This window comes from Microbacterium sp., assembly GCF_047602155.1.
In the GTDB taxonomy this organism is placed as follows: Bacteria; Actinomycetota; Actinomycetes; order Actinomycetales; family Microbacteriaceae; genus Microbacterium.
The window spans coordinates 1,647,691-1,662,836 of sequence record NZ_JASGHZ010000001.1 but is presented as its reverse complement, the minus strand read 5'-3'; the positions used below and the strand labels follow the sequence as shown (position 1 = coordinate 1,662,836).

12 protein-coding genes, 1 tRNA gene and 1 pseudogene are annotated in these 15,146 nt (G+C 73.1%); 8 read left to right on the top strand and 6 right to left on the bottom strand.

The window, feature by feature from the left end; genetic code table 11:
• Positions 1-2: 2 nt before the first annotated feature.
• Positions 3-689, bottom strand: coding sequence for a LuxR C-terminal-related transcriptional regulator (locus QM720_RS07630; RefSeq protein ID WP_415127845.1), 687 nt, complete (start codon positions 687-689; stop codon positions 3-5).
• A gap of 1,068 nt (positions 690-1,757) precedes the next feature.
• Positions 1,758-2,135 (bottom strand): annotated as a pseudogene (locus QM720_RS07625) (PspC domain-containing protein); the annotation flags it as partial.
• A gap of 114 nt (positions 2,136-2,249) precedes the next feature.
• Here QM720_RS07625 and QM720_RS07620 point away from each other — a divergent pair.
• The 4 genes from QM720_RS07620 to QM720_RS07605 all read left to right on the top strand — a co-directional run bounded on the left by QM720_RS07620 (position 2,250) and on the right by QM720_RS07605 (position 5,026).
• Positions 2,250-3,959, top strand: coding sequence for a PspC domain-containing protein (locus QM720_RS07620; RefSeq protein WP_415125520.1), 1,710 nt, complete (start codon positions 2,250-2,252; stop codon positions 3,957-3,959).
• Positions 3,956-4,351 carry a hypothetical protein gene (locus QM720_RS07615; protein WP_415125519.1) on the top strand — a complete coding sequence of 132 codons (396 nt, stop codon included), beginning with the start codon at positions 3,956-3,958 and terminating at the stop codon, positions 4,349-4,351. The genes QM720_RS07620 and QM720_RS07615 overlap by 4 nt, the downstream gene beginning before the upstream one ends.
• Positions 4,352-4,442: 91 nt before the next feature.
• On the top strand, positions 4,443-4,847 hold the full coding sequence (locus tag QM720_RS07610; protein WP_415125518.1) for a YccF domain-containing protein: 405 nt from the start codon (positions 4,443-4,445) through the stop codon (positions 4,845-4,847).
• Between the two features lie 103 nt (positions 4,848-4,950).
• Positions 4,951-5,026 (top strand) — tRNA-Met (locus QM720_RS07605).
• A gap of 260 nt (positions 5,027-5,286) precedes the next feature.
• Here QM720_RS07605 and QM720_RS07600 read toward each other — a convergent pair.
• The gene (locus QM720_RS07600) at positions 5,287-5,949 is read right to left on the bottom strand and encodes a DUF4166 domain-containing protein (protein WP_415125517.1); all 663 of its coding nucleotides are present in this window, start codon (positions 5,947-5,949) and stop codon (positions 5,287-5,289) included.
• 26 nt (positions 5,950-5,975) lie between these two features.
• Between QM720_RS07600 and QM720_RS07595 the strand changes: the two genes are divergently transcribed.
• The 4 genes from QM720_RS07595 to QM720_RS07580 all read left to right on the top strand — a co-directional run bounded on the left by QM720_RS07595 (position 5,976) and on the right by QM720_RS07580 (position 9,607).
• The gene (locus tag QM720_RS07595) at positions 5,976-6,971 is read left to right on the top strand and encodes an epimerase (RefSeq protein ID WP_415125516.1); all 996 of its coding nucleotides are present in this window, start codon (positions 5,976-5,978) and stop codon (positions 6,969-6,971) included.
• Between the two features lie 62 nt (positions 6,972-7,033).
• Positions 7,034-7,639, top strand: coding sequence for an RNA polymerase sigma factor (locus tag QM720_RS07590; protein WP_415125515.1), 606 nt, complete (start codon positions 7,034-7,036; stop codon positions 7,637-7,639).
• Complete coding sequence (locus tag QM720_RS07585; protein WP_415125514.1) at positions 7,639-8,526, top strand: hypothetical protein; 888 nt, start codon at positions 7,639-7,641, stop codon at positions 8,524-8,526. Before QM720_RS07590 ends, QM720_RS07585 begins: the two co-directional genes overlap by 1 nt.
• 670 nt (positions 8,527-9,196) lie before the next feature.
• A complete protein-coding gene (locus tag QM720_RS07580) occupies positions 9,197-9,607 on the top strand; it encodes a hypothetical protein (RefSeq protein WP_415125513.1) in 411 nt (136 codons plus the stop codon).
• Positions 9,608-9,693: 86 nt separating this feature from the next.
• On the opposite strand, the gene QM720_RS07575 is transcribed toward QM720_RS07580, so the two are convergent.
• From QM720_RS07575 to QM720_RS07565, 3 genes are all read right to left on the bottom strand, one after another.
• A complete protein-coding gene (locus QM720_RS07575) occupies positions 9,694-12,798 on the bottom strand; it encodes a S8 family serine peptidase (protein ID WP_415125512.1) in 3,105 nt (1,034 codons plus the stop codon).
• A 143-nt stretch (positions 12,799-12,941) separates the two neighbouring features.
• Entirely contained in the window at positions 12,942-14,042 is a 1,101-nt protein-coding gene (locus QM720_RS07570) for an ABC transporter permease (RefSeq protein ID WP_415125511.1), read from the bottom strand.
• Complete coding sequence (locus QM720_RS07565; RefSeq protein ID WP_415125510.1) at positions 14,039-14,977, bottom strand: ABC transporter ATP-binding protein; 939 nt, start codon at positions 14,975-14,977, stop codon at positions 14,039-14,041. The genes QM720_RS07570 and QM720_RS07565 overlap by 4 nt, the downstream gene beginning before the upstream one ends.
• Positions 14,978-15,146 lie beyond the last annotated feature (169 nt).

Here is a 15,146-nt window from a genome sequence, read left to right as displayed (position 1 = left end):
CGTTACAGCAGCCGCCGCTCGCTGGCCCACGCGGTCAGCTCGTGCCGCGACGACAGCTGGAGCTTGCGCAGCACCGCCGACACATGCGTCTCGACGGTCTTGATCGAGATGAACAGCTCGCTGGCCACCTCTTTGTAGGCGTAGCCGCGGGCGATGAGGCGCATGACCTCCTGCTCCCGCGCCGACAGGCGGTCGAGCTCGTCGTCGACCACCGCGGTCTCGCCCGACACCGCGCCGAAGGCGTCGAGCACGAAACCGGCCAGCCGCGGCGAGAAGACGGCGTCGCCGCCCGCGACGGCGTGCACGGCGCGGCTGACCTCCACGCCCGACGACCCCTTGGTGATGTACCCGCGAGCGCCCGCGCGGATGACCCGGACGACGTCCTCGGCGGCATCCGACACGCTCAGGGCGAGAAAGCGCGTCGGCGCGCTGGGCGCACTCGGGGTCGAGGCGAGGGCGCTGGAGCCCCGGATGACCTCCTCGCCGCCGGTCGCATCCACCCCCGCCCCGCCCGGCAGGTGCACGTCGAGCAGCACGACGTCGGGCCGGGTCTGCGCGATCACCGCCAGAGCGGACGGCACGTCGGCGGCCTCCCCCACGACGCTGACCGACGAGTCGAGGTCGCTGCGCAGCCCCGACCGGAAGATCGAGTGGTCGTCGACGATCACGACCCGGATGCCGTCACCCACGCCCCTCACCCTCCATGATCCGCTGGTAGTGCAGGTGCACCTCGGTGCCCGCGTCGCCCGAGCGGATCGTCGCGAGGCCCCGGCCCGCCGCATCCGTCCGATGATCGACTGCCGCACCCCGAGCCGGTCACCCGGGATGGCGTCGACCTCGAATCCCGGCCCGCGATCGCGCACGAACACGTCGACCCCGCCCGCCGAACCCTCGATGTACACCGACACCTCGCCGCCGGCGTGGCGCGCCGCGTTGAGCATCGCCTCGCGCGCCGCCGCCGCGACCTCGCCGCTGGCCCGTTCCGACGACAGCCCCGCCGAGACGACGTCGATGCGCACCGGGTAGTCGAGCTCGAGCGCCCCGGCGTAGTCGCGCAGGTCGGTGGGCAGATCGCTGTCGGCGGGCTGATCGCCGTCGTAGAGCCACGCCCGCAGCTCGCGCTCCTGCGCGCGGGCGAGGCGCGCGACCTCGCTCGACGCACCCGACCGGTTCTGGATCAGCGCGAGCGTCTGCAGCACCGAGTCGTGCAGGTGCGCCGCCATCTCGGCGCGCTGCTCCTCGCGGATGCGCTTGATCCGCTCGCCCGACAGCTCTCGCCACTTGTCGATCAGCGTCGACGACAGCACGACGCCGGTCCCCAGCAGCGGCAGCAGCACGACCACGACGCCGTCGTATTCGACCCGCTGCAACGGCACGAGAAAGACGAGACCCAGGATGCCGACCGCCACCAGCCGCACCGCCAGCGCGTGCTTGGGCCCGCGGTTCGGGTCGGCGCGGTCGACGAGCACCGCCCAGACGCCCGCCGCGGTCGCCAGCGCCGAGGCCGCGAGCACGGCGAGCGCGAGCAGCCACGGAAACGAGAACGGCAGCACCGGCGTGACGATCCAGGAGGAGCCGTACGGATCCCAGGGCGCCACCAGCACGCCGAACAGTCCCACGAGGGATGCCGCGATCAGCAGCCACGCGACCGGCACATGCCGTACCGGCGCGGCCTGTCTCGCCGCGACGGCCTCCCACGGCATGAACGCCCAGCACCACAGATACAGCAGCACGCCGGAGCCGCCGAAGAGCACGAGCACGACGAACAGGGCACGCACGGCCCAGACCGGGGCGCCGAGATGCCGCGCGATGCCCGCGGCGACCCCCGCGACGGCGCAGTCGCGGGTGCGTGCGAGGGCGGGCCGCGGGGGCAGGTCGGGGCGCTGCGCCCGCGCCGGGCGCGCGGGCCGCGGCGGTTTCGGCGGCCGCAGCGGCGCGGGCCCGGCGCCCGCAGCCCCCGGCACGCCCCTGCCCGGCACGCCCGCGCCCGCAGCCCCGGGCGCACCCGCACCCGGCACACCCGCGCCCGGCACACCCGGCGCGGGCTCGTGCGCGGCGAACGCCGCCGCGGCGGCATCCGGCGTGAGCGGCGGGAGCGGCGGACGCGGCCCGACGGACGCGACGGAGGTGGACATGCCGCCATCCAATCACCCCGCCCCGTGCGCGCCTACGCCACGGGGCCACAATCAGGGGCGAGTCAGGGGTTCACCCCATGGCAGAGCCCTGCGGGAAGCGGCGAGGATCGAGGCATGACCACTCCCGTGATCGACCCCGGTCCGCCGCCGCCGGTGCCGCCGCTGCCGCCGGTGTCCCCAGGCGCTCCGGGCGCCGTCCCCGCGCGGCGCCCGGGCGTCCGCGAGCGCTTCTTCTCGTGGACGGCGGGACTCGGCGTCGTCCGCGGCGACGGCTGGATCGGCGGCGTCGCCGCCGGCCTCGCGGCGCGGATGCGGATCGACCCGCTGATCGTGCGCGGCATCCTCGTCGTGATCGGGCTGTTCGGTTTTCCGGCGCTGTTTCTCTACGCGATCGCGTGGGCGCTGCTGCCCGACCTCGACGGCCGCATCCCGCTGCAGGAGGCGCTGCGCGGGCGCTTCACGTCGGCGCTCATCGGCATCGCCGCGTGCGCCGTGCTGGGGCTGCTGCCCGCATCGCTCGCGCTGTTCGTCGCGGCGCCGACCCTGTGGTCGGTCGCGGGGGCCGGCGGCGCGATCACGGCCCTGAGCATCCTCTGTCTCGTCGTCGGCGTGATCGCGGTGGTGGCACTCGTGCTGCTCATCGTGCGCGCCGCGCGCCGCACTCCCAGAGGCCTTGCGACTCCGGAGGCAGGTGCGGCGGTCGGGTGGGCCGCCGCCGCCCCGGGCGAGTCCGCGCCGACCGGTTCGGGCCCGGTCGCGCACGCGGACGGGCAGGGGACGGATGCCGCGGGCTTCGCGGCATCCGTCCCCGCCGATTCCGTCGTCGCACCCGCCGAACCCGAGCCGTCGAGTGCGGACCAGGCCGACGAGCCGGAACGCCCCGACCCGGAGCCGGCCGACGCCGCCTACGCGGCGTGGCGCGAGCAGCACGCGGCGTGGAAGGCGCAAGACGACGCGTGGCGCCGGCAGCAGCAGGACGCCGCGCGGGTCGCCCGCGAGCAGGCCCGCCGCGAGCGGCAGGAACGGGCGACCGCGTTCTCCGCCGAGGCGGCCGAGCGTCGCCGCATCCGTCGCCTGACCAAGCCGCGCACGCCGTTCGCGTACGTCGCGGTCGTCGTCGGACTCGCCGCGATCGCTGGGGCGCTGGCCGCACTGCAGCAGGGCGGCGAGACGGCCCCGGCGCTCGGCCTGTTCGTCGGGGCGCTCGTGCTGGCGGGCGGGATGGTCGCGGCCGGCATCCTGCGTCGCCGCAGCGGATTCCTCGCATCCACGACCGCCCTCGCCCTCGCCGGCGGGCTCGTCGCCCTGGCGGTGCCGACGATGGTGGCGCTGCACGTGGGGAGCTACGGCATCTCGAACACCGACCAATCGCCCGCCTTCCCCGCGAGCGCGCCGTTCGTCCAGCCGTGGGGCGACCTCACGATCTATCTGGCGGACACGGGCCGCGACGGCGAGATGTACGTGCGGAAACGCGCCGGTTCGACCTTCGTCACCCTCGACGCGCGAGTCGCGCTCGAGCTCGACGTCACGACGCGATCGGGCTGGGTGACACTGGCGGGGACCGACCGGGAGCAGGTGTACCTCCCGGATCAGCCCGGCGTGGTCACCCAGGTGCTTCCGGACGGCCGGATCCGGTACACCGCGACGATCAGTCCCGAGGGGACGGTCACGACCCGGCAGAAGCTCGTGATCGCGCAGGACTCCGGACCCATCGACCTCTACGTTCAGACGATGACCGACGCGCCCGCCGACCGGGAGGACCCCGTCGCGACCCCGATCCCCACACCCACACCCTCACCCTCACCCGAAGGAGACCAGGGATGACCGAGCCGACGCAGCCCTTCGACACGATGGCCGGCGCGGCAGGGGGCACCGCGGAAGAGGCCACCGTTCCCCTCGCCGACGTCACCCCCGGGGCCGCTGGCGGCGGTACGGACGGCGCCACGAACGACGCCCCGGTGTCGCTGCGGCCGCGCGTCCGCTGGGCCGGCATCGTGTGGGGGCTGGTGTTCCTCGTGCTGGCGGTGGTGGGCATCCGGTTCAGCACCGAGCCGGGGCTCTTCGACGACCTCGCCGCCTGGCTGCAGCACGTCGAGGTGGGCGCCGCCGTCGGCTACGGGCTGCTCGCTATCGGCGCCCTCGCCCTCGTGACGGGACTGGTGGGGCTGCTGCGCCGCGCGCAGCGCGCCCTCGCCGCCCGGCGCGCGGGCTCATAACTCAGGCAGATCTGATCGGCAGCCGCCGTCTGCGGGCGACATCGCCCCGTTCTGCCTGAGTTATGACCACCGATCGGAGACAATGGATGCCATGCGCACACTCCTCAACCTCATCTGGGTGGTCTTCGCGGGGTTCTGGCTGTTCCTGGAGTACGTGCTGGCCGGCATCCTGCTCTGCATCCCGATCATCACGATCCCGTGGGCGATCGCGGCGTTCCGCACGGCGTCGTACGTGATCTGGCCGTTCGGTCGCACGGTCGTGAGCAAGCCGACGGCGGGGCTCGGGTCGTTCCTGGGGAATGTGATCTGGGTGATCCTGGCGGGCTGGTGGCTCGCGCTGTCGCACATCGCGACCGCGATCGCCCTGTGCCTGACGATCATCGGCATTCCGATGGCCATCGCCAACTTCAAGATGGTGCCGATCTCGCTCATGCCGCTCGGCAAGGACATCGTCTCCACCGATCACGGCGCGTTCGACCAGACCCTCGGTGCCTGAGCCGTCACACGCCGACTCACAGGGTAATCATCTGTGACACCCGCTGCGCCGGCGGATGCCGCACGCTAGCGTCGTGGTGTCCCGTCGCATCGGCGGCGGGCATCGCGGCGATCCGGGCGGTCCCGGGCACCGGTTCATACCCGGGTGCGTTGCGGGTTCGACTCCCGCCGTCGCGTCCACCGTCCGCTCATCCGGCGCAAACCGCGCCCAAACCCGGCGGTAGCCGTGGTTTGCGTCGGATGAGCGGCGATGCGCAACTCACGACATCTGTGAGGTTTCGCGAAACCTCGCAAATGTTCGCTTTCGAGGCGAAACAGGCCGTAAAACGCGACATTTGTGAGGTTTCGCGGAGGGTGAGACGGCGGCATCCATTCGTCCGGCGCAAACCGCGCCCAGACCCGGGGATAGCCACGATGTGCGACGGATGAAGGCCGCGCGCTCATCCGGATGCCGGCCGCAGCCCGTACGTGAACGCGCCCGCGTAGCCATAGATCTCCCCGAGGATCGGCGCCGTGATGCGCGCCTCCACGTGCTGCGTGCCGTCGTCGCACGCCTCCTCCCGGATGCTGACGGCCACGACGCGAGGCAGCGGCAGCCGGATGCCCCCGAGTCGCAGCGCGATCCGGCGGCTGTCCAGCCGCAGCCCGCCGTCGACGACCCGGACCGCGAGCTCCACCTCCAGCTCCCCGCGCGCACCCAGCCGGTCGATGAGACGGCCGTCGACGACGCGCATCCGATCGACCATCTCCCGCGGCCAGCCGGCGAAGCGGAACGTGCGGATGCCGCGCAGCGCGCCATCGGCCTCGGGGATGTTCCGCACGTCGAACGGCACGTCGACGCCGCGCTCGGCGAACGCGATGCGCCGCATCCGCAGGATCGCGAACAGCGGCCGGAGCACGCGAGCCCGCAGCCCCGCCTCGCGGAACGTCCCCACCCCGACACCCTCCGCGCCCGGCGGGATCGGCCCGAAGTACGACCGCAGCCGCGGGTCGAGCGCGGCGAAGTCGCCCCCGAGCACGCGCTGGTACACCGAGGCGCCATCGCCCGCGCGCGCCGCGACGGATGCCGGCATCCCGCTCCCCCTCCGACGATTTCTGAACATGTTCAAAAGTGTAGTACCGTGGCGGCATGAACAGGATCGCGGTGATCGCGGGAGCGAGCGGGTTCATCGGGCGCGCGGTCGCGGACGCGTTCGCGGCCGACGGATACGAGATCCGGCTGGTGGGCCGGGACGCCGACGTGCGCTGGGACGACCCGGGCGCGCTGCGCCGAGCCGTGGACGGCGCCGAGGTCGTCGTGAACTTCGCGGGAAAGTCCGTGAACTGCCGCTACATCGACCGCAACCGCGACGAGATCCTCGGCTCGCGCGTGCGCACGACGCGCGCCCTGCGCGAGGCGATCGCGGGGGCCGCGCATCCCCCGCGAGTGTGGCTGAACGCCTCGACGGCGACCATCTACCGGCACGCGACCGACCGCCCGAACACCGAGAGCGACGGCGAGCTCGGCTCCGGCTTCTCCGTCGACGTCGCCACCTCGTGGGAGCGCGAGCTGTTCGCCGGAACCCTGCCCGGCACGCGGCGCGTCGCGCTGCGGATGGCGATCGTGATCGGCGACGGCCCCGCCGCCCGCATGCTGCTGGCCCTCGCGCGCAGCGGCCTCGGCGGCACGCAGTTCGACGGCTGGTGTCCGCCGCACCGCCGCTACCGCGGCATCGGCGAGTGCCCCACGGGCGGCGAGCGCGCGCCGTGGTACCGCACCGGCGGCCGCCAGCGGTTCAGCTGGGTGCATCTCGACGACGTCGTGGCCGCGATCCGCTTCCTCCGCGACGACGACCGCCTCGCCGGCGCGATCAACATCGCCGCGCCGCATCCGACCGACAACCGCACGCTCATGCAGACGCTGCGGCGCGTCGTCGGCGCGCGCGTCGGGCTGCCGACGACGCGATGGATGCTGGAGCTCGGGATGTGGGCGCTGCGCACCGAGCCGGAGCTCATCCTGAAGAGCCGCTGGGTCGTGCCCGAAGTGCTCACGGGCGCGGGCTTCGCGTTCCGGCATCCGGATCTGGAGGGTGCGCTCATCGCCGTGCGCGACGGCGCGGGAGCCGAGCGGGCCGCTACCCTCTGAAATGTCCGCACCCACCGCGTCCGACATGTGACCGTGCCGCCGCCCGCGGACATACCCCGGTGATGGACGAGACCGACGAGGGCATCTGGGCGCGGGTCGTCGCCGGCGACGCGCGGGCGTTCGGGGTGCTCTGGGATCGGCATCACACCCGCGTCTTCCGGCACCTGCGCGGGCAGGGACTTCCGCCGATGGATGCCGACGACCTCACCGCCGCGACCTTCCTCGAGCTGTGGCGCAAGCGCCGCGGCATCCGGTTCGTCGACGGATCGGCCCTGCCCTGGATCATCGTCACCGCGCGCAACCTCGCCCGCAACGCCGCACGCGCCCGGCGCCGGTACGAGCGGTTCCTCGCCGCGCTGCCCGCACCCGAACCGCACACCGACGTCGCCGACCGGCACGACGTCGACGACCGCACGGCCGCGATCCGGCTCGCGCTCGCCGACGCGAAGCCGATGGATGCCGACCTGCTCGCTATGACGGCCCTCGAGGGATTCACCCTGCGCGAGGCCGCCGCCGCGCTCGGCCTGTCGGAGTCCGCCGCGAAGATGCGGCTGTCGCGCCTGCGGGCGCGGCTGCGCGCGTCCGTCGCGCCCTCCGGCACCGGCGCCACCGCGGTGGCCCCTGCCGACCCCGCCCCCGCCGCCGCCGCCCCCGAAGGAGGAACCTGATGGATGCCTTCACTCCCGACCCGGCCGCGCCCGGCTCGGAGACCGCCCGCGCCGACGCGATCCGCGCCGCCCTCATTGCCACGGTCGCGAGTGGCCGGGCGGCCCGCCCGCGCCGCGGCATGTGGACCGCCGCGCTCGTCCTCGCCGGAGCCCTGGTGGGCGCGGGCGGCGCGGCGGGGGCGTTCGCGGCATCCGGAGCATTGGCGCCCCTGCGCCCGGGAGGCGAGGCGACCCCCGCCTTCCCCGACGCCGTGGCGGCGCCGCCCGGCGTCACACCCGGTGCCCCGCTGACCTCCGACCTCGGTACGCCGTTCACGGTTCCGCTCGAAGACACCACCGAGGTGCCGCTGACCGTGCCTGCCGGGGCGACGCACCTGCGCGTCACGATCACCCCCACCTCGGGCGGCCGCCTCTCCTTCGGGATGGATGCCGGGGGGAACAACCCCGGACTCACCACGACCGCCGCGGAGGCCGCCGCCGGGTCGTCCGTCGCGTGGTACGAGTTCCCCGTCGACGGCACCGAGACGGCGCTCTACCTCGATGGCGACCTGGCAGGGTTCGCGACGCTGCAGTGGGAGGTGCAGGTGCCCACCCTCCTCGGCGTCAACGCGCGCGGAGAGACCTACGGCGTCATGGGCGCCATCACCGGCGAGCCCGACCTCGTCGCGGTGAGCGCCACGGCGCCGGACGGCTCGTCGGTCGAGGGCTATGCCCGCGCCGCCGACCTCAACGCCTTCAGCCCCGACCACCCCGGGCAGCCCGGCAACCCCGACGAGGCACTGGCGTGGCAGGCCGAGCGCGACGCGGCCTACCCGAACGGCTGGGACGTCCCGGTGTTCACCTCCGACGGGGTGACCCGGATCGGGGTGTTCCACATCGGCGGGTGACCCTCCGGCGGGTCGCTCCCCGGCGGGTCACCGTCCAGCGGGTCACTGTCCGGCGGGCCGCTCCCCGGCGGGCCGCTCCCCGGCGGGTCACTCTCCGGCGGGCCGCTCCCCGGCGGGTTGCTCTCCGGCGGGTGACTCCCCGGCGGGTCGCTCGCCGGCGGGTCGCTCGCCGGCGGGTCACGGCGAAACCCATCCGGCGCGCGGCGCGGGCTTCGGCATCCGTTTCATCCGTCGCAAACCGCGCCCAAACCCCGCGATGACCGCGATACGCGACGGATCAACGCCACGCCCCTCCGCTCATCCGCCGCAAACCTCGCCCAACCCCTGCGGTGGCCGTGGTTTGCGACGGACGAGCGGCGACGCGCAACTCACGACATCTGTGAGGTTTCGCGAAACCTCGCAAATGTTCGCTTTCGAGGCGAAACAGGCCGTAAAACGCGACATTTGTGAGGTTTCGCGGAGGGTGAGACGACGGCATCCGCTCATCCGGCGCAAACCGCGGCCAAACCCCGCGATGACCGCGATATGCGACGGATGAACGCCGTGCACCACCACCGCGCACCACCGCGCACGCACGCGAGGGAGCAAGCGCACCACCGCGCACGATTCCCCGCGGCCTTGCAGGCACGGCGCCTACGCTCGGGATATCGGGCACGGCGAGGAGGCTCCCATGCGCAGAACCCTGACCCTGGCGGCGACGGCGCTCGCCGCGTGCGCCCTCGCCGCGTGCGCCACGGATGCCGACGGCACGGGCGCACCGGCATCCACCGCGTCGACGCGGCCGCCGTTTCTCACCACCACGCCCGGGACGATCGCGCCCACCGGCACGCCCGCCGACGTGCCCGAAGCTCGCTGGGACGCCCTCGTGGCCGACCTCGCCGCCCGCGGCGTGACGGCCACGCCCGTCCTGATCTCGGCCGAGGAGGTCACGTTCAGCGACGGGTCGCTGGGGTGCGCCAGCCCCGGGCAGTCGTACACGCAGGCGCTGGTCGACGGGATGCGGGTGGTCGTCACCGCCGACGGGCAGATCTATGACTACCGCTTCGGCGAGGGCACGACGCTCACGCTCTGCGAGCGCTGACCCGCAACCTGCACCGGAGGGGCGCCGCGCGCGCCGCCCCTCCGGGAGGAACCGGACGGAGGAACCGAACGGAAGATCCGAACGGCCTACTTCAGCCCGACCAGCAGCGCCTCGCTCGCGCCCGCGGCGTTGTCGTAGACGACGATCATCGAGCCGAGCGGCCTCTGCACCGCCACCTGCGCCGCGTCGATGGCGACCTGCACGTCGGCCTTGCCGAAGCGCGGCACCGTGACGTACTGGCCGTTGCCGATCGCCGGGTGCGCGGGGTCGTACGAGGCCCAGCCCGGGACCTCGTCCTCTCCGCCCGAGATCCCGTACGTCTGCACCGTGTAGTCGAACAGCCCCGTGATGCCGAGGTCGCTCGCGTACACCGGCAGCAGCAGCGTGCTGCTGTCGGTGGGCGCCTGGGTGAGGAATCCGCTGGCGAACGTGCCGCCACCGTGCAGGTCGACGAGGAACACCTCGGCCAGCCCGTTCGTATCGCCCGCGCGCACCGCGCCCGAGTCGTACGACAGCACGATCCAGTCGGGCTCGCCGTCGCGGTCGGTGTCGATGATGACGTCGTACTCGTTGCTCGCGGCATTCGACCAGCGCTTGTGCATGTTGAGGGCGAACACGAGCAGGTGGTCGTCGCCGTCGGCGAACGACTGCACCCCCGCGGCGCGGAGGTCGTAGCCGTTGTCGGGCAGCGACGCGACGGCATCCTTCGCGTCGCTCAGTCCCCACGTGTACACGTCGGCTTCGCCCGGCAGCGCGCCGAGGACGTTGCGCAGCGTGAGCGTCTTGGTCGCGTTCGCGACCTTCTGGTTCCTACCGAACCAGGGGTTCGTCGACGCGGCGGCGACGGTGCTGTTCGAGCGCGGCACGAGCAGGTACGGCACGCGCAGCGTCGAATCGGGCGCGGTGAGCACGATGTCGCCCGAGATCTCGTAGAACGAGAACTGGTCGTCGCCGGCGAGCGAGCCCGGCACGTCCTTCGCCGCGGCGAACACCGTCAGCAGCACCTTCGCGGAGCCGCCCGGCTTGACCGTCACCGACTTCGTCGACAGCACGACCGTCGCCTTCTGCGACTGCGTCGAGGCGGCCGTCGACACCTTGTAGGTGACGGAGGCCGGCCCGTCGTTGCGGATCGTCACGGTCTTGATGCCGCCGACGGCCAGCGGCGACTCCTGGAAGCCGAAGCTCAGCGCCGCCTCGCGTGCCCAGCCGCTCTCGGTGCGGAACGCGTCACCCGTGGCCGTGACCTGCGTCGCGACGGCCTGCGCCGCATCGACGAGGCCCACCCCGCCGAGGGTGAGGCTCTGCCCGGCGACCTTCTCGGGGTTGGCGGTCGAGACGACGGATGCCGCCACCTGCGGTGCCGACCACGTCGGATGCGCCTGCACCGACAGCGCGGCGACGCCGGCGACGTGCGGAGCGGCCATCGAGGTGCCCGACAGGATCGCGGCGCCCGAGCCCGAACCGATGTCGGCCGAGGCGATGGACACCCCGGGAGCCGCGACATCGGGGCTGATCGCGCTGTCGCCCGACCGCGGGCCCGACGAGCTGAACGACGCGTAGCCGCGGAAGCCCGGGTTCGAGATCTGCGCCGCCGCGAGGGTGGCGACCGCCCCCGGCGTGAACGCGGCGCCGCTGGAGGAGCGCACCCCGAGGAACGGGGTGTCGACGACGTACGCCTCGCCCGTGTCGGGGTTCGACGTGATCATGCCCTCGTACGGCGGCAGGTCGTCGGTCGTGTTGACCATCAGCACCGCGGCCGCTCCGGCCTGCTGACCGTAGATGGCCTTGGCCACCCGCGCGCACGTGCCGCGATCGACGACGGCGAGCTGGCCCCCGCCCTCGTGGATGCCGGCGGCCGTGAAGGCGGCCGCCGAGCAGCCCAGCCGGTTGTCGCCGGTCAGCCGCACGACCTCGAGGTCGCCGAGGCCCTCGACCGCCGCGCCGTTGGCGTTGATCGCCTCGACGGTCGCGCCGCCGACGGTCACCGTCGCACCGGGGAAGCTCTCCGAGCTGTCGATCGCGGAGACCGCGATGACGCCGTCGCCGGTGCCCGGCGAGCCGGTGAGGTAGGGGTTGTGGCCGGAGTTGCCGGCCGAGGCCACGACGACGACGCCCGCGCCGACGGCGTTCGCGGCGGCGACGGCGTCCGGGTCGTCCCCACGACCGAACGACGAGCCGAGCGACATGTTGACGACGTCCATGCCGTTCTCGACCGCCCAGTCGAGGGCCGGGACGACGACGTCCGTCGAGCCGTCGCAACCGAAGACGCGCACGGCGTACAGGTCGACCTGGGGTGCGACGCCGGGGCCGACGCGGAACGTGTGCGACGGCGTCGCGGTGTCGTAGGGACCGGGGTAGGTCGTACCGTCGGCGAGCACGCCCGACCCGCCGGTGGTGCCGGCGACGTGCGTGCCGTGACCCTGGCAATCGAGCGGGTTGGCGTCGGGGTGCGGCGTCGGCTGGTAGCTGTCGCTGTTCGGGTCGGCGTTGTAGTCGTCGCCGACGAGATCGATGCCGCCCTTCACGCGCGGAGCGTTCGGCCCGAACAGCGCGGGGTCCGCGGGCTGGTCGGAGACGGCGGCCGCGGTCTCGAACGCCTCGACCGTGCCGGGTCCGCCGAACGTGGCGTGGGTGTAGTCGATGCCCGTGTCGATGATCGCGACCTTGACGTTCTGGCCGGTGTAGCCGGTGCTCTGCCACACGGCGGGCAGGCCGAGGTAGGGCACCGAGACGGCGTTGTCGATCGAGTAGGTGCGCACGGGGTGGATCGCCACGACCCCCGGCAGCGCCGCGACCGCGTCGAGCTGGTCGGCCGGCACCGAGACCTGGAATCCGTTGTAGGCCGACTGCATCTGCGCCTGGATGCGCCCGCCCTTGCCCGTGATGGAACCGCGGATCGCATCCTGCGACTTCTTCAGCGTGTTCTTCACGTCGTTGCGCTCGGCGGACGTGAGGTCGCGGCCCTTCTCGGCCTGGACGACGGCGACCGGGTCGCCGGTCATCTCGATGACGATGGTGACACGACCGTCGGCGCCCACCGCCGCCGAGGCGAACGAGGTGTCGATCGCGCCGCTGGACTCAGCCGCGAGGAAGCGCGACGACGGATCGTCGCCGTCGGGCGCCGCGATTGCGGCGCTGGTGGGCAGCAGGAGCGCGATCGTACCGACCGCGGCCAGGATGCGTCGTCGCACAGGAGGACCGCCTTTCGTGCAGGGGTGTCTGCCACATCCGGATAGGACACAGCTTTCTGAAGGCTATGCACCCGCTGAACATCAGCGAAAGGGGCGGGATGCCGGATGAGAACATCCTCATCCGGCATCCCGCCCCTCGCACCTCACGCGATGCGGGTGCCGGGCGGCAGCCGCCGCGCGGGCGTGCGGGTGCGCGACCACGCCCACCACAGCAGCAGCGCGGCCAGCACGACCTGCACGCCGAGGCCCACGAACCAGCTCGGCACCGTCTCGTCGATGACCTCCCGCGGCGTCGGGTAGTCGCCGTAGTTGCCGTTCACGTCGTAGTTGTGCGGATCGCAGTCGTCCCAGACCGACTCGAGATCGGGCGCCAGCTGCGTCTGTCGCACCATGTACTTGAGCCATCCGAACGCGTCATCCGGGGAGTCTCCCGAGCCGTAGTGCGTGGGCGACGCGTCGGCGAGGATGACGAAGGGGTTGGCCGACAGCAGCCACCACACGCGGTCGAACCGCGGGACCGAGTACGTCGACGTCTGCCACTGGTCGCACACCATCCGGTCGGCGTCTCCCCAGCACTCGCCGGATCCGTCGGTGCACTTCGGGTTGCCGTCGGCGTCGTACGCGACCGATCGTGTCTTCGAGACGACCTCGCTCGTGAAGGCCGACCCGACGAGCCCGAACCCGATGACGGTCCCGATCGACAGCGCCGCGACGACGAGGTAGGTGGTCGCCACCGAGAACAGCGGACGCGCGAGGATGCCCGACAGCGCCACGCCGACCGCGGCGATGACACCGGTCTCGACGACGAGGATCACGAGCGAGACGACGACCGTCCCGGCGTGCACGCCGCCGGCGAGCGTCGCGATCATCAGGAAGGGCGCCGCGACGACGGCGAAGGCGAGCCCGGTGATCCAGGCGGCGACGAACTTGCCGAACAGGATCTCACCCGTCGTCGCGAGGGTCACCTGCACCGGCGCGAGGGTCGCGGCATCGCGGTCGCCGTTGATGCTGTTGCCGCTGAGGGTCGGCGAGACCAGCAGCACGAGCAGCAGCGTCACGAAGACGACGACGGAGTAGATGCCGGCACCGGCATCCGATCCGAACGCGCCGTAGGCGAGGAACGACAGGGCCGTCACGCCGACGAGCACGACGGCGAAGACGCCGAGCAGCACGTACCACGACACCGCCCGCAGGCGCTGCGTCAGCTCGAGCCGGGCGATCGTCCACAGCCGCGACGGGTTCATGACGCCCCTCCTTCGAGGTCGAGGAAGGTGTGTTCCAGGATGCCGGTCGCCGCACCGAACTCGGCCACCGGCAGCCCCGCCGCCACGAGCGCCGCGAGGGCGGCGGCCGCATCGGCATCGGAGGCGAAGGCCACCAGCAGGTCGCGCCGGTCGACGGGGATGAGCGCCGCGTCGAGCCCGAGCGCCTGCGCCACCGCCGGGGCGGCGGCTGGCGCCTCCCGGTCGGCGAGCCGGATGCGCCACGTGCGCTGCCGGTTCGCCGCCGCCGCGACGCGGTCGGGGCTGATCGTCTCACCCTGCACGAGGAAGACGGCGTCGTCGACGACCTCCTCCAGCTCCGACAGGATGTGGCTGGAGATGAGGATCGTCCGCCCCTCGGCGGCGAGCCGGCGCAGCAGCACGCGCAGGTCGATGCGCGCCTGCGGGTCGAGGCCGGATGCCGGTTCGTCCAGCAGCAGGACGCGCGGGTCGTGCACGAGGGCTCGTGCGAGGCCGAGCCGCTGCTTCTGCCCGCGCGAGAGCACGCGGGCCGGCGCGTCGGCGAGCTCGCGCAAGCCGACCTCGTCGAGCAGCCGCGCGGCACCCGCCGCCGCCTGCGCGGCGTCGAGACCGTAGAGCCGGCCCGTCATGACGATGGTCTCCCGGGCGCTGAGCGACGGCCACGCGCCGAGGGCGTCCGGCATCCAGCCGAGGATCGCGCGCACGCCGGCGGGATCTTCGACGGGGTCGATGCCGCCGATGCGGATGCTGCCGGCATCCGGCGCGAGCAGCGAGGCGAGCATGAGCAGCAGCGTCGTCTTGCCCGAGCCGTTCGGGCCGACGAGGCCGGTGACGGCGCCGGGGCGCGCTTCGAGCGTGACGTCGCGCACGGCGTGCACGTGCCCGAACGAGCGGCGCACGCCCGTCACGACGATGGGGGCCGGGCTGGGTGTCATGGCCTCACCCTATGCGCGATCGCCTCGCGACGGTCGACGGTCGCCCCGCGAGCGCAGCGAGACGAAACGCCGCAACGGTCGCCCCGCGAGCGCAGCGAGACGAAACGCCGCAACGGTCGTTGAGCGAGCGAAGCGAGACGAAACGCCGCAACGGTCGCCCCGCGAGCGC

What these genes read in the sequence shown, in the direction of transcription:
- QM720_RS07570 (WP_415125511.1), bottom strand. Translation starts at nt 14,042, where the DNA reads ATGAACCCGTCGCGGCTGTGGACGATCGCCCGGCTCGAGCTGACGCAG.
- QM720_RS07585 (WP_415125514.1), top strand. Translation starts at nt 7,639, where the DNA reads ATGGATGCCTTCACTCCCGACCCGGCCGCGCCCGGCTCGGAGACCGCC.
- QM720_RS07615 (WP_415125519.1), top strand. Translation starts at nt 3,956, where the DNA reads ATGACCGAGCCGACGCAGCCCTTCGACACGATGGCCGGCGCGGCAGGG.
- QM720_RS07590 (WP_415125515.1), top strand. Translation starts at nt 7,034, where the DNA reads ATGGACGAGACCGACGAGGGCATCTGGGCGCGGGTCGTCGCCGGCGAC.
- QM720_RS07600 (WP_415125517.1), bottom strand. Translation starts at nt 5,949, where the DNA reads ATGTTCAGAAATCGTCGGAGGGGGAGCGGGATGCCGGCATCCGTCGCG.
- QM720_RS07565 (WP_415125510.1), bottom strand. Translation starts at nt 14,977, where the DNA reads ATGACACCCAGCCCGGCCCCCATCGTCGTGACGGGCGTGCGCCGCTCG.
- QM720_RS07595 (WP_415125516.1), top strand. Translation starts at nt 5,976, where the DNA reads ATGAACAGGATCGCGGTGATCGCGGGAGCGAGCGGGTTCATCGGGCGC.
- QM720_RS07610 (WP_415125518.1), top strand. Translation starts at nt 4,443, where the DNA reads ATGCGCACACTCCTCAACCTCATCTGGGTGGTCTTCGCGGGGTTCTGG.
- QM720_RS07580 (WP_415125513.1), top strand. Translation starts at nt 9,197, where the DNA reads ATGCGCAGAACCCTGACCCTGGCGGCGACGGCGCTCGCCGCGTGCGCC.
- QM720_RS07620 (WP_415125520.1), top strand. Translation starts at nt 2,250, where the DNA reads ATGACCACTCCCGTGATCGACCCCGGTCCGCCGCCGCCGGTGCCGCCG.